Source organism: Microbacterium meiriae, assembly GCF_040685015.1.
Classification (GTDB): Bacteria; Actinomycetota; Actinomycetes; order Actinomycetales; family Microbacteriaceae; genus Microbacterium; species Microbacterium meiriae.
In genome coordinates this window covers 811,698-833,334 of the sequence record NZ_JBFBHD010000002.1, presented here as the reverse complement: position 1 = coordinate 833,334, position 21,637 = coordinate 811,698, and the positions used below count along the sequence as shown (strand labels likewise).

Below are 21,637 nucleotides of genomic sequence, written 5' to 3'. Positions count from 1 at the left end.
GATGGCGGCGGCCCTCCTGCTGTACCTCGCGGTCGCGGGCTGGCTCGCGGTCATGTTCCTGGCCGTCGGGACGCCGGTCTCCATCGGGATGGGCGTCACCCTCCTCGTGCTCGCCCCCGTCGGCGGATGGGCCCTGGTTCGCGAGATGCTCTTCGGTTTCGGAGCGGATCGTCTGGGGCGTCTGCTCGACGCCGAAGGCGGAATGCCGCCGGTCGAGACCGAGCTCACGCCCAGTGGCCGCATCGCCAGGAAGGACGCGGACGCGCTCGTCGCGCGCTACACGGCGGAAGCGGAGGCGGCACCCACGGACTGGCGTGCGCGCTACCGGCTCGGCGTCGTGCAGGATGCCGCGGGGCGCAGGAAGGACGCCAGGGCGAGCATCCGGCAGGCGATCAGCCTGTCCCGCGCCTGACGTCCACGGAGCTCAGGCGAGCGTCGCCTCGAGGGTGATCTCGATGCCTGCGAGAGCCTGGGACACCGGGCACCCGGTCTTGGCGCCCTCGGCGATCTCCTGGAACTTCTCCGGAGTCAGACCCGGAACCGTGGCGTTGACGTTGAGGTGGCTGCCGGTGATGCCGACGCCTGGCTTGAAAGTGACCGAGGCGCTGGTGTCGACGCGCTCCGGCGGGGTGCCGTTCTCGGCGAGGGCGTGCGAGAGCGCCATGCTGAAGCAGGAGGCGTGGGCCGCGGCGATGAGCTCTTCCGGCGTCGTGGTGGTGTCGCTGCCCTCGCTGCGGGACTTCCAGTCGATCGGGAACGTCCCCAGATGCGAGGAGGAGAAGGCGACCGTGCCGGAACCCTCCATGAGCGATCCGGTCCAGGTGGCGGCGGCTTCACTGGTGACGGGCATGGTTCCTCCGGTTCTGACGCCACCGGGGGAGCGGCGTCGCTTGGTCGCCAGCCTACCGAGCGACCCGGCCGTCGGAAACCGGGATCACGCGGTGCGGCGCGTTCTCCCGGTCAGCCCGACGCGCTGCAGCAGGAGGTAGAGCTGGCAGCCGAGACAGAATGCGAACACGGCGTTGAGGAAAGCGGCGAGGAACGCTGCGGCGGTGGCGATCGGAAGGGCCCACGGCACGCCGGCGAGGTGGAGCAGGAGGCCGAGCCCCACCACGACGAGGCCCACGCCTTGGGCGAACCGCGGGGGGCGGGGATCCTCCAGTTCGACGGGCGGCGCCAGGCGCGGACGGACGAGGCGGCGGTAGAGCACGCCCCACGGTGCGGTGGCCGGCGAGACCACTCCCCAGAGGAACAGCAGCGCGATCAGCGTCGCAAGGAGGAAGCCCGGGTCGAGCACGCGCGCGACGGGCTCTACTGACGGCAGTGCCCACGCGCCCGCCGGTACGAAGACGGAGCCGCTCTGCGGCTGGACGGCGAACCAGCCGGCGCGCTCTGCGCCGGCGGGAGTCGTGGAGATGCCGATGAGTGCGAGGAACGTCGCAACGGCGAGGAGGAATGCGGTGATCGCGGCGGCGAAACGGGGGCCTCGCGGGTCGATCCCAGCGGATGTCGTCATCGGGTTCTCCAGACTGCGCTTCAGACGAGGGTGGCGACGGCTGTGGCCAGGGCATCCCGGGCGGGCACGCCCCCGAATCGGGCTCGGACGACACCCGAGGCGTCGACGAGGAACGTGGTGGGGGTCTGCAACACCCGGTACCGGGCGGAGAGGTCGGGTCGGTGCGTGAGGTCGACCTCGATGTGTGCGAGCCCTGTCGTCTCGGCAGCGTACGCGCCGAGCAGCCGGCGCACCTGCGGACACCGGGTGCACATCTCGGTGCTGAACTGCACGAGGGTCGCGCTCGCGCCGAAGGCTGCGCCCGCCGCATCCGCCGGCTCGAACCTCAGGTCGCCGCCGTTGCGTCGACGACCCTCACGCCGACGAAGCGCGAGACCGACGAGGGTGGCGAGTGCGAGAAGCGCGGCCACGGCGGCGAGGGCGAGTGCGGGGGACACACGTCGAGCGTACGGCCGGAGGACCAGGGGTGCCGCGATGTGTCCATCCGTGACGAGAACATCGCGCCGATGACACCGCCTTCGGGGCGACCGAGGCGGGTATCCTGACAACCATGAGCGCCGCTGTCCCGACTCCGTACGAAGACCTGCTCCGCGACGTGCTCGAGACGGGCACGCACAAGAGCGATCGCACAGGGACCGGGACCACGAGCGTGTTCGGGCGGCAGATCCGCTTCGATCTCGCGGAGGGCTTCCCGCTCATCACCACGAAGCGCGTCCACTTCAAGTCCATCGCGTATGAGCTGCTCTGGTTCCTGCGCGGCGATTCCAATGTCCGCTGGCTGCAGGAGAACGGCGTCTCGATCTGGGACGAGTGGGCGGCCGAGGACGGCGACCTCGGCCCCGTGTACGGCGTCCAGTGGCGATCCTGGCCGACTCCCGACGGCGGCAGCATCGATCAGCTGGCCGAGGTCATCGAGCAGATCCGGACGTCGCCGGACTCGCGGCGCCTTCTCGTGTCTGCCTGGAACCCCGCGGACATCCCGGACATGGCCCTCGCACCGTGCCACGCGCTGTTCCAGTTCTACGTCGCCGACGGCAAGCTCTCCTGTCAGCTCTACCAGCGCAGCGCGGACATGTTCCTCGGCGTGCCCTTCAACATCGCCTCCTACGCGTTGCTGACGATGATGATCGCGCAGCAGGTGGGGCTGGAGCCGGGCGACTTCGTCTGGACCGGCGGGGACTGCCACGTCTACGACAACCACGTCGAGCAGGTGCGTGAGCAGCTCACGCGAGAGGCCTACCCGTACCCGACGCTGCGGTTCGCGCGGAAGCCGGACTCGATCTTCGACTACCGGTTCGAGGACTTCGTCGTCGAGGACTACCAGCACCATGCACCGATCCGGGCGGCGGTGGCGGTATGACCTGGGTGGGACTCATCTGGGCCGAGGCCGCCGGAGGCGTCATCGGTGCTGAGGGCGGTATGCCCTGGTATGTGCCGGAGGACCTGGCGCACTTCAAGGAGACCACGCAGGGCGCACCTGTCGTCATGGGACGGAAGACCTGGGATTCGCTGCCGGAACGGTTCCGGCCGCTCCCCGGGCGCGACAACATCGTCGTGACCCGCCAGCAGGACTGGGCGGCCGACGGCGCCCGCCGTGCGGCCACGGTGTCCGAGGCCGTCCGCGGCCAGGAGAAGGTGTGGATCATCGGCGGGGCGGAGATCTTCCGTCAGGTGATCGCCGACGCTGACCGGCTCGAGGTCACCGAGCTCGACCTCGAGGTCGCCGGCGACACGTTCGCTCCGCCCAAGACCGGGTGGCGCGTGGTCGACGAGGGGGACTGGCTGACGTCCCGTACCGGCGTCCGGTATCGCTTCGTGAGGTACGAGCGCTGATGCCCACCGCACTGATCACCGGAGCCAGCGCCGGGCTGGGAGCCGAGTTCGCCCGTCAGCTGGCTCGTCGGCGCGCCGATCTCGTGCTCGTGGCCCGCTCGGAGGAGTCGCTGTCGGCTCTTGCGACGGAGCTGCGCGGCGAGTGGGGAGTGGCCGTCGAGGTGCTTCCGGCCGACCTGTCCGAGGAGGACGGCGTCGAACGCGTCACGGCTCGGCTCCGCGACCGGGACGACCCGATCGACCTGCTCGTGAACAACGCCGGCTTCGGGCTGCCGCTGCAGTTCGCCGACAATGACATCGAGGACGAGGTGCGGCATCTGCGCCTGCACGTCGAGGCCTCCATGCGCCTCATGCACGCGGCCCTGCAGACCATGCGGGGGCGGGGCGGCCGGATCATCAACGTCGCCTCGGTCGCAGGTTTCATCTCTCGATCGACGTACTCCGCGTGCAAGGCCTGGCTCATCGACTTCAGCCGCTGGGCGAACACGGCCTACGGTCCGGACGGCGTGAGCGTCACCGCGCTCTGCCCCGGCTTCACGCACACGTCGTTCCACGAGCGGATGGGTCTCGCGGTCGGCGAGGAGGGCGTGCCGTCGTTCCTGTGGCTCGATGCCCGAGACGTCGTGCGCGAAGGCCTCCGGGACGCCGCGCGCGGGAAGTCCGTGTCCATCCCCTCGCTGCGTTACAAGGCCGTCGTCGCCGTGACGAAGGTGCTGCCCCGATCCCTCACCGCGGCGGTCGCGCGTCGGGGTCGGGTCTGACGGTTCCCGTCACCGTCCGCGGCAGCGGCATCCGACCCGATACGCTGGACGCATGACGCACTCGGGCAACCCTTTCGGACAGGTTCTCGTCGCGCTCGTCACTCCGATGACGGCCGACGGCGAAGTCGACTGGCCCGCCGTCGAGAAGCACATCGATGACGTGATCACCGCAGGCGCGGACGGCATCGTCGTGACGGGAACGACCGGCGAGACCTCGACCCTGACGGACCCCGAGAAGCTCAAGCTCGTCGAGGTCGGGAAGTCCGTCTCCGCCGGCCGGGCGAAGATCATCACGGGCGGCGGATCGAACGAGACCGCGCACGCCATCGAGCTGTACAAGGCCAGCGAGAAGGCCGGCGCCGACGGCATCATGATCGTCACGCCGTATTACAACAAGCCGACGCAGGCCGGCATCCTCACCCACTTCCGGCTCGTCGCCGACGCGACCGATCTGCCGGTCATCCTGTACGACATCCCCGGGCGCACCGGTGTGCCGATCAAGTACGAGACGATCCTCCGGCTCGCCAAGCACCCGAACATCCTCGCGGTGAAGGACGCCAAGGGCGACTTCTCCGAGGTGAGCCGCGTGCTCAATCAGACCGACCTCATGTACTTCTCCGGTGATGACGCGAATGTGCTTCCGCACCTGTCGATCGGTGCGACCGGCCTCATCGGCGTGACCGCGAACGTGGCGTCCGCGCCCTACCGCACGATCATCGACGCCGTGAACCGCGGCGACCTCGCCACGGCGACTGCGGAGCACAAGCGCCTGGAGCCGCTGGTCCGCGCTGTCATGACGCACGTCCCCGGCACCGTCGCCGCGAAGTACATCCTGCACGGGCTGGGTCGCATCTCCAGCCCGCGCGTCCGCCTTCCCCTCGTCGGCCCGGAAGAGTGGGAGGCCGCCCTCATCGAGGACGAGCTCGACCTCGTCAGCGGCGTGCCGGGGGCGGACTTCTCGAACTTCCGGCCCGACCGCAACGCGGCCGCGGGCGGCGCCCTGCCGAAGGTGCACGGCACGACGCGCTGAGCCGCGTCACCATGAACGAACGGACGCGTGGAGTGTCCGACTGAGGAGACAGCATGTCCATTCCCCTGGCCGAACCGTCCGCTCTCGACGAAGGGACGCTCCGGGTCATCCCGATCGGCGGCCTGGGGGAGATCGGTCGCAACATGACCATGTTCGAGTACGACGGGAAGATCCTGATCGTCGACTGCGGCGTGCTCTTCCCGGAGGAGCACCAGCCGGGGGTCGACCTGATCCTCCCGGACTTCGAGCCGATCCGTGATCGCCTCGATGACATCGTCGGCGTGGTGCTCACACACGGTCACGAGGACCACATCGGTGCCGTGCCCTACCTCCTGCGTCTGAAGAGCGACATCCCCCTGATCGGCTCCGGGCTCACGCTCGCGCTGGTCGAGGCGAAGCTCAAGGAGCACCGCATCAAGGCCTTCACCCTCACCGTGAAGGAGGGTCAGGAGGAGCGGGTCGGTCCGTTCGACCTGGAGTTCGTCGCGGTCAACCACTCCATCCCGGACGCCTTGGCGGTGGCCATCCGCACCCCTGCCGGCATGGTCCTCGCCACCGGCGACTTCAAGATGGACCAGCTGCCGCTGGACGGTCGGATCACCGACCTGCGCGCGTTCGCCCGCCTCGGGGAAGAGGGCGTCGACCTGTTCCTCGTCGACTCGACCAACGCCGACGTTCCCGGTTTCACCCCGACGGAACGCTCCATCGGCCCCGTGCTCGACCAGGTCATCGCGAAGGCGCCGCGTCGCGTCATCGTCGCGAGCTTCTCCAGCCACGTCCATCGCGTGCAGCAGGTGATCGATGCCGCACACGCCAACGGGCGCCGCGTCGCGTTCCTCGGACGCAGCATGGTGCGGAACATGACGATCGCCGAGCAGCTCGGCTATCTGAAGGTGCCGTCGGGCGTGCTGATCGACTTCAAGAAGGCACGCGACCTCCCGGACGAGCAGATCGTCTACATGTCGACAGGGTCGCAGGGCGAGCCGATGGCCGTGCTGAGCCGGATGGCGAACATGGACCACGCGATCGAGATCAGCGAGGGCGACACCGTCATCCTCGCCTCCAGCCTCATCCCGGGCAACGAGAACGCGGTCTACCGCGTCATCGACGGCTTGACCAAGCTCGGCGCCAACGTCGTGCACAAGGCGAACGCGAAGGTGCATGTCTCCGGACACGCCGCCGCGGGTGAGCTCATCTACTGCTACAACATCCTCAAGCCGAAGAACGTCCTGCCGGTCCACGGCGAGTACCGGCACCTCATCGCCAATGCCAAGCTTGCACAGGACACCGGGGTGCCGGAGGACAACACGATCATCGCCTCGAACGGCACCGTGATCGACCTCAAGGGCGGCATCGCGAAGGTCGCGGGCCAGCTCGACCTCGGCTTCGTCTACGTCGACGGCTCGACCGTCGGCGAGATCACCGATGCCGACCTCAAGGACCGCCGCATCCTCGGAGAAGAGGGCTTCATCTCGGTCATCGTCGTCGTGGACGCCACGACCGGACGCATCATCTCGGGTCCCGAGATCCACGCCCGAGGTGTGGCGGAGGACGACGCGGTCTTCGACGACGTCGCGCCGAAGATCGTCGCCGCGCTCAAGGAGGCGTCGGGCAACGGGGTGCGTGACACGCATGCGCTGTCCCAGGTCGTCCGCCGGACGATCGGTCGTTGGGTGAACCAGAAGCTGCGCCGCCGTCCGATGATCGTGCCTCTCGTCATCGAGGCCTGACCCTCCGATACGGCGTGCTGTCGCGCGCCGTATCGGCGAATTCCGCGTGGTGACGCGGAGATGTCGGTCGCGGGTCGTACCGTGGAGGCATGGCCAGGAGCAGCACCAAGACCGAGCGCGCCTCGACGAGCGCGCCGTCGCGCCCCAAGCGGCAGGCGGCTCCCAAGGCGCAGCCCGCCCCCAAGAAGTACATCGATGACGCGGACAAGCCGTCTGTCGCCGCGCGCGCCTGGACCGGGCTCGCGCACGGCGTCGGCGGACTCTTCCGCGCATTCGGACCGGAGACGCTGCAGAAGGACGACCGGAGGGACGGATTCCCGTTGCTCCTGGTCATCCTGGCGGCCCTCGGTGCCGTCAACGAGTGGTTCTTCATCGGCAACGAGGTCGCGTCGAACATCAGTGCCTACTCCGTGGGCCTCTTCGTGGGCCGCGTGGCGTTCATCATGCCCGTGCTTCTGCTGCTCTTGGCGGGCTGGCTGTTCCGGCACCCGTCGTCGGTGCACGACAACGGCCGCATCGGGATCGGCTTCGGCATGTTCGTCCTCGCCCTCGCGGGGATCTTCCACGTCGCCGGTCCCCGTCCCCACCCCAACCAGGGCATGCCCGCGCTGAGCGAGTCCGGCGGTCTGCTCGGCTGGCTTGTGGGGCAGCCCCTCACGTACCTCACCGACATCCCCGCCTACATCGTCCTCGGGCTCCTCGCCGCCCTCAGCATCCTGATCCTCACGAAGACACCGCCGAACCGCATCGGTGCGCGGCTCGGAGACCTCTACGCCTGGATGTTCGACGCCGAGCGCCCGGAGAAGCCGGCGAAGGACGCCTCGGCCACGGTCGACGAGGCCGACAAGGTCGACGACCCCGACGTGCTGCCCTGGTGGCGGCGCAACAAGACCGGCCGCGAGGAAGATCCTGACGAGGGCACGCTCGCGTCCGACGACATCACGGCGCTCCTGTCCACCACGGAGGCCACCCCGGCGTACGACCAGGCGGTGACGGTGGCGAACCCGTACGATGCCGCGACCGAGGTGCTGAGCGACGTCCGCTCCGTCACCGACACGCTCGCGGAGCAGCAGACGACCGCGCTGCTGGACGATGAGTCCGACACCGGCGAGATGCCGGAGCTCCCCGGGCTCGACGGGTTCGGCACTGAGGGACCCGGCGACCGCGGTCCGCAGGCGCCGGTGGCCCCGTACATCCTCCCGTCGCCGGGAGTGCTGTCCGAGGGTCCGCCATCGGTCGCCCGCTCCGAGGCGAACGACCGCATCGTCGAGCAGATCACCAGCGTCCTGGACCAGTTCAAGGTCGATGCCAAGGTCACCGGCTTCTCCCGCGGTCCGACGGTCACCCAGTACGAGGTCGAGGTCGGCCACGGCGTCAAGGTGGAGAAGATCCTCCAGCTGAGCAACAACTTCGCCTATGCCGTCGCTTCCAACGACGTGCGCATCCTCTCACCGATCCCCGGCAAGAGTGCGATCGGCATCGAGATCCCGAACACCGACCGCGAGACGGTCGCCCTCGGCGACGTGCTGCGCTCAGGTGCAGCGCAGAAGAGCACGCACCCGCTCACGATCGGCGTCGGCAAGGACGTGGGCGGCAACTTCGTCGTCGCCAACCTCGCGAAGATGCCGCACCTCCTGGTGGCGGGCTCGACGGGGTCCGGTAAGTCGAGCTTCGTGAACTCGATGATCACGAGCCTCCTCATGCGGGCCCGCCCCTCCGACGTGCGCATGGTCCTCATCGACCCGAAGCGCGTGGAGCTCACCAGCTACGCGGGTGTCCCGCACCTGATCACCCCCATCATCACGAACCCGAAGAAGGCCGCAGAGGCGCTGCAGTGGGTCGTGAAGGAGATGGACATGCGGTACGACGACCTCGCGTCGTTCGGCTTCCGCCACATCGACGACTTCAACCGCGCCGTGCGAGCGGGGGAGGTGGAGGTGCCCCCGGGCAGCGAGCGCGTGCTCAAGCCGTACCCGTACCTCCTCGTCGTGGTCGACGAGCTCGCGGACCTCATGATGGTCGCGCCGCGGGACGTCGAGGACTCGATCGTCCGCATCACGCAGCTCGCCCGTGCCTCCGGCATCCACCTGGTGCTCGCCACGCAGCGCCCGAGCGTCGACGTGGTCACCGGCCTCATCAAGGCGAACGTGCCGTCCCGCCTCGCGTTCGCGGTGACGAGCGTCACGGACAGCCGCGTGATCCTCGACAGCCCCGGCGCCGACAAGCTCATCGGCCAGGGTGATGCCCTGTTCTCGCCCATGGGATCGTCGAAGCCGTTCCGCCTGCAGGGCGCGTGGGTCGACGAGAAGGAGATCGACGCGGTCGTCAAGCACGTCACGCGTCAGGCGCGTCCCGAGTACCGCGCGGACGTCCAGGAGGCGATGGAGCCGGCGAAGAAGAAGGAGGTCGACGAGGACATCGGCGACGACCTCGAGCTCCTGCTCGCGGCGGCCGAGCTCATCGTCTCCTCGCAGTTCGGATCGACGTCCATGCTCCAGCGCAAACTGCGGGTCGGGTTCGCCAAGGCGGGACGCCTGATGGATCTCCTCGAGTCGCGTGAGGTCGTCGGCCCCTCGGAGGGCTCGAAGGCCCGGGATGTGCTCGCGACCCCCGAGCAGCTGCCGCAGGTCATGGCGAAGCTCCGTGGCGAGGACGTGCCGTCGGCTCCCGCTGCACCGGCTGCGCCCGCCGCCGCAGCGCCACCGGCCGAACGCGATCCGCTGGAGGCTCAGTACGACGGCCTGCCGGTCGTCGAAGCAGAGGGCGACGAAGACGCCTGGGGCCTGACGGGACGCGACTGATGGCGATTCCCCGACAGCTCCCCAACGCGATCACCGTGGCGCGCATCCCGCTCGCCGTGGTGTTCTTCGTCCTCCTGCTCGTCGGCGGGACATACGGTCTCACCGACCTCACCGTGCGCTGGATCGCCGCCGTCCTCTTCATCGTGGCCATCTCCACCGACTGGGTTGACGGCTATCTCGCCCGCCGGTACGACATCGTCAGCGACTTCGGGAAGCTGTGGGATCCGATCGCGGACAAGCTCCTCACCGGCGCGGGATTCGTAGGGCTGGCGATCCTCGGCGAGGTCTCCTGGTGGATCGTCGCGGTCATCCTCGTCCGCGAGTGGGGGATCACCATCCATCGCCTGGTCGTCGCGAGCGAGCACGTGGTGGCGGCCGCCTGGATGGGCAAGATCAAGACAGCGTTTCAGGGCGTCGCTCTCGGGTGGGCCCTCCTGCCGTTGCATGTGTTCATCGGTCTCGGGCCCTGGACCGTCGTGACCACCGTCCTGATGGTCATCGTTCTGGTGCTCACCGTGGTCAGCGGCATCGACTACATCGTCGCGCAGGTCCGCGGCGCCCGTCAGAGCCGATGAGCGGGACGACGCCGACCGAGGCGCTGACCGCTCTGCGGGGGCGGGGCTGGACGCTCGGCGTCGCGGAGTCCCTCACCGGCGGTGCGGTGTCTGCGGCGCTCGTCGCGGTCCCCGGCGCCTCGGCGGTGCTTCTCGGCGGCGTCGTCGCCTACGCGACCCCGGTCAAGCACACCCTGCTCGCGGTCGATGCCGAGCTTCTGGAACGATACGGGCCGGTGCACGCGGAGGTCGCGCGGCAGATGGCCGCCGGTGTGCGAGAGGCCGTCGCGGTCGACGGGCGCCCTGCCGACGTCGGAGTGTCCACCACCGGGATCGCGGGGCCGGAGTCCCCGGACGGCCAACCTGTGGGTACCGTCCACATCGGAGTGGTGACGCCGACCATGAGCCGCACCGAGCAGTTCCGCTTCGGAGGCGACCGCGACGCGGTGCGGGCGCAGACGGTCGCGGCCGTCCTCGACGTGATGGCCGCCGCACTGCGGGAATAGGGACGTGCAGCGTCATGTTGATACGGATGTGCTCACATTCAAACCACAGAGTGCAAGGGTAGATTCTGTGCAAGCCAGGAGGACTAGACTGGCCGTCTCTTCGGGGGAGACCCCGATCCATGAACTGCGGAGGAGGTTCCGATGATTCTTGTACGACAGGAGATCGGCGACGTGCTGAGGGACTTCCGTCTGCAGAAGGGGCGGACGCTCCGCCAGGTCGCGAGCAAGGCTTCGGTCGCTCTCGGTTACCTCAGTGAGGTCGAGCGCGGTCAGAAGGAGGCCTCGAGCGAGATCCTCGCCTCGGTGGCGGAGGCGCTCGACGTCCCCATCTCCACGATCATGCGCGAGGTCGGGGACCGCATCTCGGTCCTCGAGGGTATCCAGGTCTTCCCGGACGTCGTTCCGGACGACCTGGTCGCGTCCGTGGAACCCGAGCTCTCGCTCCGCTGAGTCCCGGAGATCCCTTCTATGCGACGCAGTGAGTTCCTGCGCGCCGTCGATGCCGAGTTCCACGCCCGAGCATCATCTCTGGTGAACGACCTCGTGCTGTCCGGGATGGACGGGCGCACCGCGCTCGAAGCGCTCGACGCCGGGGTGCCGCCGCGGGACATCTGGTTGGCGCTCTGTGCGGACATGGACGTCCCGGAGTCCCGCCGTCATGGCGTCGGACGCCTGGAGCCGCGAGGGCGATGACGGTCACGTCCCGGTGTGCGGATGTCCGACACGCCGATCCCGGCGTGGTGTCGAAAATCTGTTCGAAGCGGGCGTAGTCTTCTGCACAAGTGGTCAGACGGATCTGATCCCCACGATCCCCGGCTCCTGCGACCGAATGTCGGAGGCCCGCCGTACCGTGAGGGCCAGGCTGAAAAGCCATACGCCTTGTCGGAGAGTTCCTTCCAGCCGGAAGAGCCGCGACAGCCTACAGGCGGCAGCACACGCGCAGAAGGAGCACACCATGCCATCACCCGCCGACCGCGAGAAGTCCCTCGAGACAGCCCTCGCTCAGATCGACCGCCAGTTCGGAAAGGGCTCGGTCATGCGGCTGGGCAGCGATGAGCGCGCCCCTGTGGCCGTCATCCCCACCGGCTCCATCGCCCTTGACGTCGCTCTCGGCGTGGGAGGTCTGCCGCGTGGACGCATCGTCGAGATCTACGGCCCGGAGTCCTCGGGTAAGACGACGCTGACGCTGCACGCCATCGCGAACGCCCAGCGGGCCGGCGGCATCGCGGCGTTCATCGACGCCGAGCACGCCCTCGACCCCGACTACGCCGCGAAGCTCGGCGTCGACATCGACGCCCTTCTCGTCTCGCAGCCCGACACGGGTGAGCAGGCGCTGGAGATCGCCGACATGCTGGTGCGCTCCGGAGCCATCGACCTCATCGTCATCGACTCAGTGGCAGCGCTCGTGCCCCGTGCCGAGATCGAGGGCGAGATGGGTGACTCGCACGTGGGTCTGCAGGCGCGACTCATGTCGCAGGCCCTTCGTAAGCTCACCGGTGGGCTGAACCAGACCAACACCACCATGATCTTCATCAACCAGCTGCGCGAGAAGATCGGCGTCTTCTTCGGTTCTCCCGAGACCACCGCCGGTGGTAAGGCGCTGAAGTTCTACGCGTCGGTCCGCATGGACATCCGTCGTATCGAGACGCTGAAGGACGGAACCGACGCCGTCGGAAACCGCACCAGGGTCAAGGTCGTGAAGAACAAGATGGCCCCGCCCTTCAAGCAGGCGGAGTTCGACATCCTCTACGGCGTCGGCATCTCCCGCGAGGGCAGTCTGATCGACTTCGGCGTCGAGCACGGCATCGTCAAGAAGTCCGGGTCGTGGTACACCTACGACGGCGATCAGCTGGGCCAGGGCAAGGAGAACGCGCGGACGTTCCTGCTCAACAACGCGGACATCGCGTTGGCGATCGAGAGCCAGATCAAGCAGAAGCTCGGTATCGGCGGCCCGGCCGCGGCTCCGGGTGCTGATGAGCTGGCCGAGCGTCGCCCGGCCTGATGAGTGATCAGCGTGGGGGCGATTCCGAGCGGATCGCCCCCATCATCCCTCTCTTCGGCGGCACCGCGCGTGCCGAGCGCCCGGCGGATGACGGTGCGAGCGGCGCGTCGCCCGGTCGGCACGGCCGGTCGGCGCCGTCTACGGACGCTGCGGGACTCTGGCGGTCGACCTGGGACGATCCCGCGACAGCCGAGAAGCGGACTGCTGACGACGATGGTTCTCCCAGCGCACGTCATCCCGCACGCGGGACCGCGGGTGCGAAGAAGACCAGGCTGCGTGCAGTGGGTGACACGTCCCGGTCGGACGGTGGGGGAGAGGCCGGCGAGAGCGCGCCCTCCGCGGAGGAGGTCCGCACCACGGCGGAGGAGTCGTTGGTGCGGAAGCTCCGTACGCGATCGCTGTCCGTCTCCGAAGCGCGGCTGGTGCTGAAGGGCCATGGGCTCGCCGCAGACGCGATCGAAGACGTCATCGACGACTTCATGCGGCGAGGCTATCTCGACGATGCGGTACTCGCCGAGCTCCTCGTCACGGCCGGGGTCGAGCGCAAGGGCCAGGGCCGGGTCGCGCTGTCCCGGGCGCTGGCACAGCGGGGCATCCCTCGTGAGGTCATCGATGCCGCTCTCGACGAGCTCCCGGACGATGACGCGGAGCGGGCGCTGGAGTTCGCACGGACCAAAGCGCGCTCGATGAGCCGCCTCGATCCCGACGCGGCACTACGGCGATTGGTCGGGCAGCTGTCGCGCCGCGGATACGCCGGTTCCGTCGCCATGAACGCCGCGAAGACGGCGCTGCGGGAGGCGTCTTTCGGTAGCGGCGTCTCCGGCGTCCGGTTCGTGGATTCCGACTGACAGCCGCACGCGGTCGCCTCTCGGTGACGCTCGTACAATGGGAACATCATGACTATCCCCCGCAGCGAACCGACGATCATCAGCGCGTCGTCAGCGGCCGTCGACGATGACGGGCGCCAGCGATCGTACGAAGTGCGCACGTTCGGTTGTCAGATGAACGTGCACGACTCCGAGCGCCTGTCAGGGTCTCTGGAGAGTGCCGGCTACATCCGTGCCGACGCCGGGACCGAGGCCGACGTGGTGATCATCAACACCTGTGCCGTGCGGGACAACGCTGCCGGCAAACTCTACGGAACGCTCGGCCATCTGGCCGCCGTGAAGCGGCGCAAGGCCGGTATGCAGATCGCGGTCGGCGGCTGCCTCGCGCAGATGGACAAGCAGGCCGTGCTCGACAAGGCGCCCTGGGTCGACGTGGTTTTCGGTACCCACAACATGGGCTCCTTGCCCGGTCTGCTCGAGCGCGCCCGTCACAACGGCGACGCGGAGCTCGAGATCCTCGAATCCCTCGAGGTGTTCCCCTCGACGCTTCCCACCAAGCGCGACTCCGCGCACAGCGGCTGGGTGTCGATCTCCGTCGGCTGCAACAACACCTGCACGTTCTGCATCGTCCCCAGTCTCCGCGGCAAGGAGAAGGACCGTCGACCGGGCGACATCCTCAACGAGATCCGTCTTCTCGTCGAGGACGGCGCCATCGAGGTCACCCTCCTCGGGCAGAACGTCAACTCCTACGGGGTGGAGTTCGGGGATCGTCAGGCGTTCGGCAAGCTTCTCCGTGCCGCCGGTGAGATCGAGGGCCTCGAGCGCATCCGCTTCACGAGCCCGCACCCCGCTGCCTTCACCGACGACGTGATCGACGCGATGGCGGAGACCCCCGCGGTCATGCCGCAGCTCCACATGCCGCTGCAGTCCGGAAGCGATCGGATCCTCAAGGCGATGCGGCGCTCGTACCGCAGCGAGCGCTTCCTCGGCATCCTGGACCGCGTTCGGGAACGCATCCCGCACGCGGCCATCACGACCGACATCATCGTGGGCTTCCCCGGCGAGACCGAGGAGGACTTCGAGGACACGATGCGCGTCGTCGAGCAGTCCCGATTCTCCGGAGCCTTCACCTTCCAGTACTCGATCCGCGAAGGGACCCCCGCGGCCACCATGCCGGATCAGGTGCCCAAGGAGGTCGTGCAGGCCCGCTACGATCGGCTGATCGCGCTCCAGGAGCGCATCTCGTTGGAGGAGAACCAGAAGCAGGTCGGCCGGGAGGTCGAGGTGCTCGTCTCCACGGGTGAAGGCAAGAAGGACACGGAGACCCGTCGACTGACCGGACGAGCTCAGGACAACCGGCTCGTGCACTTCGAGGTGACCCCGGGTTCGGAGCTGCCGCGTCCGGGTGACGTCGTCACCGTGAGGGTGACCCACGCCGCACCGTTCCACCTCCTCGCCGACGATCCGACCGGCGCGCCGCTGCGCATCCGCCGTACGCGCGGTGGAGATGCCTGGGATCGGGGACAGGCGGAGTCGTGCGCCGTGCCGGCTCCGAGCGACGGGGCACCGCGCGCCGTCTCCCTCGGCCTGCCGACTCTCCGCGTCGGAGTGTGACCACACCTCGGCTCTGGGCCGTCGTCGGCGCGACAGGCACCGGGAAGAGCGATCTGGCGCTCGATCTCGCCGAGGAGCTCCGGCGTCGCGGCAACCCGGCGGAGATCGTCAACGCGGATGCGATGCAGCTCTACCGCGGCATGGACATCGGAACGGCCAAGCTGCCCGTCTCCGAACGACGCGGCATTCCGCACCATCTCTTCGACGTGCGAGAGGTGACGCAGGATGCCGCTGTGGCCTGGTATCAACCGCTCGCACGCGAGGCCGTGCAGAGGATTCACGCGGGGGGCGGCGACGCGATCCTCGTCGGCGGATCCGGACTCTACGTGTCCAGTGTCGTCTACGAGTTCCACTTCCCGCCTCGAGACCCCGTGATCCGCGAGCGTCTCGAGCAGGAGCTGGATCGGGATGGCGTCGATGCCCTCCTCCAGCGGCTGCGTGCGCGCGATCCGGAAGCCGCAGCCCGGGTGGACCCGCGCAACGGCAGACGAGTGATCCGTGCTCTCGAAGTCGTCGAACAGGGGAGCGCGACGCACGGCGCGACACTGCCCGAGAAGCCGACGCTCTGGTATCCGCGCACCCGGCTGATCGGTCTGCACGTGGATCGCTCCGATCTCGTCGCCCGACTGGATGCTCGTGTCCGGCGGATGTGGGAGCACGGCCTCGTGGCCGAGGTCGCGCGGCTGCGCGACGAGGGTCTGGAGCGCGGGACGACGGCTCCCCGGGCCATCGGGTACGCGCAGGCGCTCGCACAGCTGGAGGGACGCTCCACCGCCGAGGAGGCGATCGCTGAGACGCAGGCACTCACCCGGCGCTACGCGCGTCGTCAGGTGTCGTGGTTCAAGCGCTATCCGGAGCTCGAATGGATGGCGCCGCCGGTGGCCGTCGCCGACCTGCTGGCGCCCTGACCTGATGTCGGTGGCCCGTGCGACGATGCGCGCATGGCCACTCATTACTTCACCGCGTCCAGCCTTGACGGGTACATCGCCACGACGGAGCATTCGTTGGATTGGCTTCTGACGCAGGACATCGACATGGAAGGTCCCATGGCCTATCCGGCGTTCGAGAAGAGTATCGGGGCGCTCGTGATGGGGTCATCGACGTACGAATGGGTCATGCGCCACGAGGAGGGCCGGTGGGCGTATGAGCAGCCCACGTGGGTGCTCTCGCATCGTGAGCTCGCCGTGCCGACCGGGGCGGACGTCCGTGTGACGAGCGCGGCGATCCCCGACGTCCATGCCGCGATGCACGAGGCGGCGGAAGGAAAGGACCTCTGGGTCGTCGGCGGGGGAGACGTGGCAGGACAGTTCGCAGACGCGGGCCTCCTGGACGAGGTCTGGGTCCAATACGCCCCGGTGACCCTCGGGGGTGGTGCCCCACTGTTGCCCCGGCGTCTCGACCTGGATCTGATCGAGGTGGCCCGCAACCGCAGCTTCCTCTGCGGGCGTTACCGCGTCGCGGGGCGGAGCGCCGGCTCGACGGCTCCCTAGACTGGTCCCATGGTCGCATTCACCAAGGGGCACGGTACCGGCAACGACTTCATCATCATCGCCGATCCCGACGGCCAGCTGGAGCTGACCGCGGAGCAGGTCGCGGTGCTCTGCGATCGCCATTTCGGCATCGGGGCCGACGGCGTTCTCCGAGTCGTGCGTTCGTCCGCGATCGCGGAGGGGGCAGCGGCCCTGGCGGAGGAGCCGGATGCCGAGTGGTTCATGGACTACCGCAACGCGGACGGCTCGGTCGCCGAGATGTGCGGCAACGGGATCCGAGTCTTCGCGCACTACCTCGTGCGCTCCGGTCTCGCCGACATCGAGGCCGGCAGTACTCTCCCCATCGGCACCAGGGCTGGCGTCCGTGACGTCACGCGCGGCGTGAGCGGTTACCAGGTCGACCTGGGCGCGTGGCGCCTGTCGGGCGTCGACCCGCTGGTGCGCGCGGACGGGCTGACCGTGACCCGGCCCGGACTGGGCATCGACGTCGGGAACCCGCACGTCGTGGTGGCGCTCGCCTCCGACGCCGAGCTCGGCCTGCTGGAACTCACGCGCGCGCCCGAGTTGGAACCGGCTCCGCCCGCCGGGGCGAACGTCGAGTTCGTGGTGCCCGGCGAGCCCCTCGTGCGCGACGGCGTCGGCCACGTGCGGATGCGTGTGTTCGAACGCGGCGTCGGCGAGACCCTGAGCTGCGGCACGGGCGTGGCCGCCACCGCACTCGCCGTGCGCTACTGGGCCGGTGCCCAGGCGCCTGACAACTGGAAGGTCGAGGTTCCGGGTGGCACGCTCGGAGTCCGGATGTTGCCCGCCGAGGACGGGGAGCACGTCGCGCTGTCCGGACCTGCTCAGCTCGTCTACCAGGGCGAAGTCGATCTGGTCTGAGGGGTGAGGGGGGGCTCAGACGACGTCGATCGGTTCCGTCGGCGGCGTCCCGTGCTTCCTCACCTTGAGGATGCGGTAGCCCTTGCCCGTCGCCGTGCGGAAGACGCTGAAACCGGGGTGGAAGGTCGCAGCGATCCAGCGCTGCAGAGAGTCGGCGCCGAGATTGCGCTGGACGACGAGCCACGCGTCGCTGCGTTCGTCGAGCCGCGGGATCCACTTCTCCAGCAGCCCATGCAGTTCGTTCTTCCCGACGCGGATCGGCGGATTGGACCGGATCGTGCGGAAGGTCACGTCGTCGGGAACATCTTCGGGCAGGGAGGCGTTGATATTGGTGAGGCCAAGGGCAGCCGCGTTGCGACGTACGAGATCCAAGGCCCGCTCGTTCACGTCCACCGCCCAGACGGTCGCGTGCGGCGAGGCCAGTGCCATCGACAGGGAGATCGGCCCCCACCCGCTCCCGAGGTCGAGAAGATGACCTCCGGGAGGAACGGGAGGCATGTTGGCGAGGAGCACTGCGGTGCCGGCGTCGAGTCGATCCGGGCTGAAGACACCACCCGCGGTGGTCACTTCGAGCTCACGGCCTGCAAGGGATACGCGGATCTTGCGCAGGTTCTCGGGGCTAGCCGGGGCCGCAGTGAAATAGTGGTCGGACCCCATACGGTGAGCGTACCGGACAGCGCGGGCTAAGGTTAAGGCTCGCGAGGAAACCAGAGACAGGAACGGATGACGGAGACGAAGACACCCTCCACCGACGACCAGACGGTCGACCGCGTGCTGGCGAACGCAGAGAAGCGCTCCGAGGTGCGCACGTTCGGCGCCGCGCAGGCACTCCAGGACGAAGCGACGGCCGCGCATTCGACGGCCGACGGCGAACAGTGGGACCTCGAAGATCGGCACGCGCTGCGGCGCGTGGGTGGTCTGTCCACCGAACTCGAGGACGTCACCGAGGTCGAGTACCGCCAGCTCCGGCTGGAGAACGTCGTGCTCGTCGGGGTGTACCCGCAGGGTGCCCAGGAGGACGCGGAGAATTCGCTGCGCGAACTCGCGGCGCTCGCGGAGACAGCGGGCGCGGTCGTGCTCGACGGCGTGCTGCAGCGCCGCCCGCACCCGGATGCCGCCACCTACCTCGGGCGAGGCAAGGCCCAGGAGCTGAAGGACATCGTCGCGGCGGTCGGCGCCGACACGGTCATCGCCGACACCGAGCTGGCGCCCAGCCAGCGACGAGCGCTCGAGGACGTCGTGAAGGTCAAGGTGATCGACCGGACCACTGTGATCCTCGACATCTTCAGCCAGCATGCCAAAAGCCGGGAGGGCAAGGCCCAGGTCGAGCTCGCACAGCTCGAGTACCTGCTGCCGCGCCTGCGTGGTTGGGGTGAATCGATGAGCCGTCAGGCCGGTGGACAGGTCGGCGCCGGCGGCGCCGGTATGGGTTCGCGCGGTCCTGGTGAGACGAAGATCGAGCTCGACCGTCGACGTATCCGGACGAAGATGGCGCTGCTGCGCAAGCAGATCCGCGACTTCGCCCCGGCGCGTGAGGCGAAGCGCGCCGAGCGCAAGCGGAACACGATCCCGTCTGTCGCCATCGCCGGATACACGAACGCCGGAAAGTCCAGTCTGCTCAATGCGCTGACGAGCGCGGGCGTCCTCGTGGAGAACGCGCTGTTCGCCACCCTCGACGCGACCGTGCGGCGCTCGGAGACCGAGGACGGCCGCGTGTACACGCTGACCGACACCGTCGGCTTCGTGCGCAACCTGCCGCACCAGCTCGTCGAAGCCTTCCGTTCGACGCTGGAGGAGGTCGGGGACGCAGACGTCGTCCTCCACGTGGTCGACGGCTCGCACCCCGATCCGGCGGGACAGCTGCAGACCGTGCGTGACGTGATGGGCGACGTCGGTGTGCGTGACATGCCGGAGCTCGTCGTCTTCAACAAGGCCGATCTGATCCCCGAAGACGAGCGGCTGGTTCTCCGCGGCCTGGAGCCGCGGGCGCACTTCGTGTCGTCGCGGTCGGGGGAGGGCATCGCCGAACTCCGTGCAGCGATCGAGGAGGCCCTGCCGAAGCCCGCGGTCGAGCTCCACGCCGTGATCCCTTACGACCGTGGAGACCTTGTCGCCGCGATCCACGAGACCGGGATGCTGCTGTCGGTCGAGCACGAGGAGGCGGGTACCGCCGTCCACGCGCACGTGTCGGAGCGCCTCGCCGCCGACCTCGCCCCCTTCGTCGTCGCCGACTGAGGGCGCGGGTCAGCGAGCGAGGAACCGCGCCTCGACGGTTGCCGTGAGCACGATATCCTGCGGCTCGTACTCCATGGCCGGGGCGGCATCGGCCGCGAAGGCGACGGCGCCGCGTGCCTTCCCGAGCGGAGCGCCCGGCGCCGGCGTCGTGGAGGAGAGCAGGCCGGTGTCAGCGATCTCCACGGGAGTCACCTGGGCGAGACCGAGAGCAGCGGCGTAGGCCTCGGCCCTCGTCACGGCCACGCCGATGGCCTGTGCGGCGACCTCTCGTTCCACGCGGACGCGGGTCTCCGGGGTGAGATGCCAGTCGACCCAACCGATCTCGACACCGTCCCACGCGGAGATGTCGGAGATCCAGAGGGAAAGCTCCGAGGCCTCCGCGAAGGTCGCGGTCACGTCGATGCTCGCGTAGTACACCGGGGCGAGACGCTTCCCCTCGGCGTTCCACGGGCGCTCGGCACGCACCGAGAGTCGCGTGCTGCTCCAGTCGAGGGCGGTGCCGGCATCCACACGTCCCACGATGCTGCTGCGGACAGGTTCGGTCAGACGCAGGACGTGGTCGACGACGGTCGCGCGCTCCGGACCCTCTGCGCGCACCGTGACGCGGATGGTCGCCCGTTCCGGCGACAGACGCGCCTCGTGTTCGCCGCGGACGGTGACTGTCACATCGCTCATGGGCCGACTCTACGCGACGGGCATCGGCGGCGGGGAATGGCGGCCGAGGCGCGAACGTTGTAGTCTGAGATGCTCGGGTGTTCGTCGCCCGGGAGTGACAATTCCACAGTGTGACAGCGGCTCCTTCGAGAGAAGGACCACGGGGCTGATCGGTTTCGACAGCGCCTGTGAATCCACGAGAAGCGGGCCGAGGATGCAGAGTTATCTCGTAAACGCTCTCTGCAAAACAATAGTTGCCGAAACCAAGCGCAACGACTTCGCCCTCGCTGCCTAAGCGAGCCCGATAGTCCGTCAGACCGTATGTGATTCCGATACGGATCCTGGCGTCATCTAGGAATCTTGCTGCGTGACGGCGTCTGGACGTCACGTGGGACTCTTCCCAGGCTGGGCTCGTCGACTTAGGTGTCTGTGACAAAGGTCGGAGCCGAGCAGAACGCTTCCACAGACTGCGCCCGGAGAAGGCGTGGAGACTCAGCGTTGGACGGGGGTTCGATTCCCCCCAGCTCCACCAGGTCGCTGTCACCAGAAAGAAGCCCCGGTGGCTCGGACTCTCGTCCGGGACACCGGGGCTTCTCTTATGAGGTCACCCAGCGGACGCCGTCGGCGTCCGGACGGAAGCGGTGCGCGGCGTCCGTCTCCAGCTCCTCCATGAGGGGGACGATGACGCTCCACAGCGCCCAGTGCTCTGATGTCCCCTCTCCGCCCTGGACACGACCCTCCCACCGCGCGGCATTCGGGAGCGCCACGCGCATGCCGAATCGCGAGCCGGCGGGGTCGGCCACCTGAGCAGTCAACGATCCGGCATCGACCGTCACCTCCGTCAGCTGGAATCCCGAGGGCACGAGGATCGTTCCCCGCGCCCTGGCCCACGCCTCGCGGACTGCTGCCACCAGCGGCTCCGCAACGACATCGATCGTCATGAGAAGTCCTTCCGATCATGAGCGCCGGGCGATGCTCGGCGTGACCGGCCATCGACGCTCGCACCTCTCGTATCTCGCACGAGTCCCCTGATCCGGCCAGAGTATCGACGTATGCCAGGAGCCGTCTGTCCCCTCTTCGGGGGACGTCACTCAGCGGTGGGCGCTCATACAGACATGCTCGCGCTCAGATCCCGGCGGCCATGAACTCCAGAGGACCTGACTGCCTCTGGTGACGGATGGAACGCGGGCCTACGATTCGCA

Annotated in this window: 24 protein-coding genes and 1 other RNA gene; 19 read left to right on the top strand and 6 right to left on the bottom strand. The window is 68.5% G+C overall.

The features are described from left to right. The first annotated feature begins 1 nt into the window (after position 1). Entirely contained in the window at positions 2-412 is a 411-nt protein-coding gene (locus AB0N68_RS12605; RefSeq protein WP_396654851.1) for a tetratricopeptide repeat protein, read from the top strand. A gap of 12 nt (positions 413-424) precedes the next feature. Here the strand turns inward: AB0N68_RS12605 and AB0N68_RS12600 are convergent, their stop codons facing one another. From AB0N68_RS12600 to AB0N68_RS12590, 3 genes are all read right to left on the bottom strand, one after another. Then, complete coding sequence (locus tag AB0N68_RS12600) at positions 425-850, bottom strand: OsmC family protein (protein WP_259953991.1); 426 nt, start codon at positions 848-850, stop codon at positions 425-427. Between the two features lie 84 nt (positions 851-934). Continuing rightward, on the bottom strand, positions 935-1,516 hold the full coding sequence (locus AB0N68_RS12595; RefSeq protein ID WP_280566031.1) for a DUF4395 family protein: 582 nt from the start codon (positions 1,514-1,516) through the stop codon (positions 935-937). 20 nt (positions 1,517-1,536) lie between these two features. Beyond that, the gene (locus AB0N68_RS12590) at positions 1,537-1,953 is read right to left on the bottom strand and encodes a TlpA family protein disulfide reductase (RefSeq protein WP_187663882.1); all 417 of its coding nucleotides are present in this window, start codon (positions 1,951-1,953) and stop codon (positions 1,537-1,539) included. Positions 1,954-2,066: 113 nt separating this feature from the next. Here AB0N68_RS12590 and AB0N68_RS12585 point away from each other — a divergent pair, with 113 nt between their 5' ends. The 16 genes from AB0N68_RS12585 (at position 2,067) to dapF (ending at position 17,546) form a co-directional block, all read left to right on the top strand. Then, positions 2,067-2,876, top strand: a complete 810-nt coding sequence (locus AB0N68_RS12585) for a thymidylate synthase (protein WP_280566029.1) — start codon at positions 2,067-2,069, stop codon at positions 2,874-2,876. After that, complete coding sequence (locus AB0N68_RS12580) at positions 2,873-3,349, top strand: dihydrofolate reductase (protein ID WP_187663884.1); 477 nt, start codon at positions 2,873-2,875, stop codon at positions 3,347-3,349. Before AB0N68_RS12585 ends, AB0N68_RS12580 begins: the two co-directional genes overlap by 4 nt. Next, complete coding sequence (locus AB0N68_RS12575; protein WP_259953987.1) at positions 3,349-4,110, top strand: SDR family NAD(P)-dependent oxidoreductase; 762 nt, start codon at positions 3,349-3,351, stop codon at positions 4,108-4,110. Before AB0N68_RS12580 ends, AB0N68_RS12575 begins: the two co-directional genes overlap by 1 nt. Before the next feature lie 52 nt (positions 4,111-4,162). Beyond that, complete coding sequence (gene dapA / locus AB0N68_RS12570; protein WP_187663886.1) at positions 4,163-5,140, top strand: 4-hydroxy-tetrahydrodipicolinate synthase; 978 nt, start codon at positions 4,163-4,165, stop codon at positions 5,138-5,140. 53 nt (positions 5,141-5,193) lie between these two features. After that, positions 5,194-6,870 (top strand): ribonuclease J, encoded by a 1,677-nt coding sequence (locus AB0N68_RS12565; RefSeq protein ID WP_259953985.1) that lies wholly within the window; start codon positions 5,194-5,196, stop codon positions 6,868-6,870. Positions 6,871-6,959: 89 nt separating this feature from the next. Next, on the top strand, positions 6,960-9,671 hold the full coding sequence (locus tag AB0N68_RS12560; protein ID WP_280566024.1) for an FtsK/SpoIIIE family DNA translocase: 2,712 nt from the start codon (positions 6,960-6,962) through the stop codon (positions 9,669-9,671). Next, positions 9,671-10,246: a CDP-diacylglycerol--glycerol-3-phosphate 3-phosphatidyltransferase gene (gene pgsA, locus AB0N68_RS12555; protein ID WP_268776433.1), complete on the top strand. Its 576-nt coding sequence runs from the start codon at positions 9,671-9,673 to the stop codon at positions 10,244-10,246. The genes AB0N68_RS12560 and pgsA overlap by 1 nt, the downstream gene beginning before the upstream one ends. Beyond that, positions 10,243-10,731 carry a CinA family protein gene (locus AB0N68_RS12550; RefSeq protein ID WP_187663890.1) on the top strand — a complete coding sequence of 163 codons (489 nt, stop codon included), beginning with the start codon at positions 10,243-10,245 and terminating at the stop codon, positions 10,729-10,731. The genes pgsA and AB0N68_RS12550 overlap by 4 nt, the downstream gene beginning before the upstream one ends. Before the next feature lie 141 nt (positions 10,732-10,872). Further along, positions 10,873-11,181: a helix-turn-helix domain-containing protein gene (locus AB0N68_RS12545; RefSeq protein WP_025103227.1), complete on the top strand. Its 309-nt coding sequence runs from the start codon at positions 10,873-10,875 to the stop codon at positions 11,179-11,181. 18 nt (positions 11,182-11,199) lie between these two features. Then, positions 11,200-11,424, top strand: coding sequence for a DUF3046 domain-containing protein (locus AB0N68_RS12540; RefSeq protein ID WP_187663891.1), 225 nt, complete (start codon positions 11,200-11,202; stop codon positions 11,422-11,424). A 262-nt stretch (positions 11,425-11,686) separates the two neighbouring features. Beyond that, a complete protein-coding gene (gene recA, locus AB0N68_RS12535) occupies positions 11,687-12,733 on the top strand; it encodes a recombinase RecA (RefSeq protein WP_187663892.1) in 1,047 nt (348 codons plus the stop codon). Between the two features lie 281 nt (positions 12,734-13,014). Beyond that, positions 13,015-13,581, top strand: a complete 567-nt coding sequence (locus AB0N68_RS12530; RefSeq protein WP_232089223.1) for a regulatory protein RecX — start codon at positions 13,015-13,017, stop codon at positions 13,579-13,581. Between the two features lie 48 nt (positions 13,582-13,629). Next, a complete protein-coding gene (gene miaB / locus AB0N68_RS12525) occupies positions 13,630-15,174 on the top strand; it encodes a tRNA (N6-isopentenyl adenosine(37)-C2)-methylthiotransferase MiaB (protein WP_280566019.1) in 1,545 nt (514 codons plus the stop codon). After that, positions 15,171-16,082: a tRNA (adenosine(37)-N6)-dimethylallyltransferase MiaA gene (miaA, locus tag AB0N68_RS12520; RefSeq protein ID WP_280566018.1), complete on the top strand. Its 912-nt coding sequence runs from the start codon at positions 15,171-15,173 to the stop codon at positions 16,080-16,082. Before miaB ends, miaA begins: the two co-directional genes overlap by 4 nt. A gap of 33 nt (positions 16,083-16,115) precedes the next feature. Then, a complete protein-coding gene (locus AB0N68_RS12515) occupies positions 16,116-16,664 on the top strand; it encodes a dihydrofolate reductase family protein (RefSeq protein ID WP_259953973.1) in 549 nt (182 codons plus the stop codon). Positions 16,665-16,673: 9 nt separating this feature from the next. After that, positions 16,674-17,546, top strand: a complete 873-nt coding sequence (gene dapF, locus AB0N68_RS12510) for a diaminopimelate epimerase (protein ID WP_280566014.1) — start codon at positions 16,674-16,676, stop codon at positions 17,544-17,546. 15 nt (positions 17,547-17,561) lie between these two features. Here dapF and AB0N68_RS12505 read toward each other — a convergent pair whose 3' ends face one another. Then, entirely contained in the window at positions 17,562-18,203 is a 642-nt protein-coding gene (locus AB0N68_RS12505) for a class I SAM-dependent methyltransferase (RefSeq protein ID WP_259953970.1), read from the bottom strand. Positions 18,204-18,269: 66 nt separating this feature from the next. Between AB0N68_RS12505 and hflX the strand changes: the two genes are divergently transcribed. Beyond that, entirely contained in the window at positions 18,270-19,781 is a 1,512-nt protein-coding gene (hflX, locus tag AB0N68_RS12500; protein WP_187663899.1) for a GTPase HflX, read from the top strand. Positions 19,782-19,790: 9 nt separating this feature from the next. Here hflX and AB0N68_RS12495 read toward each other — a convergent pair whose 3' ends face one another. Next, positions 19,791-20,456: an SIMPL domain-containing protein gene (locus AB0N68_RS12495; protein ID WP_280566411.1), complete on the bottom strand. Its 666-nt coding sequence runs from the start codon at positions 20,454-20,456 to the stop codon at positions 19,791-19,793. A gap of 141 nt (positions 20,457-20,597) precedes the next feature. Between AB0N68_RS12495 and ssrA the strand changes: the two genes are divergently transcribed. Further along, positions 20,598-20,967: a transfer-messenger RNA gene (gene ssrA / locus AB0N68_RS12490) on the top strand. Between the two features lie 64 nt (positions 20,968-21,031). On the opposite strand, the gene AB0N68_RS12485 is transcribed toward ssrA, so the two are convergent. Beyond that, entirely contained in the window at positions 21,032-21,376 is a 345-nt protein-coding gene (locus AB0N68_RS12485; protein WP_268776425.1) for a hypothetical protein, read from the bottom strand. Positions 21,377-21,637: the final 261 nt, after the last annotated feature.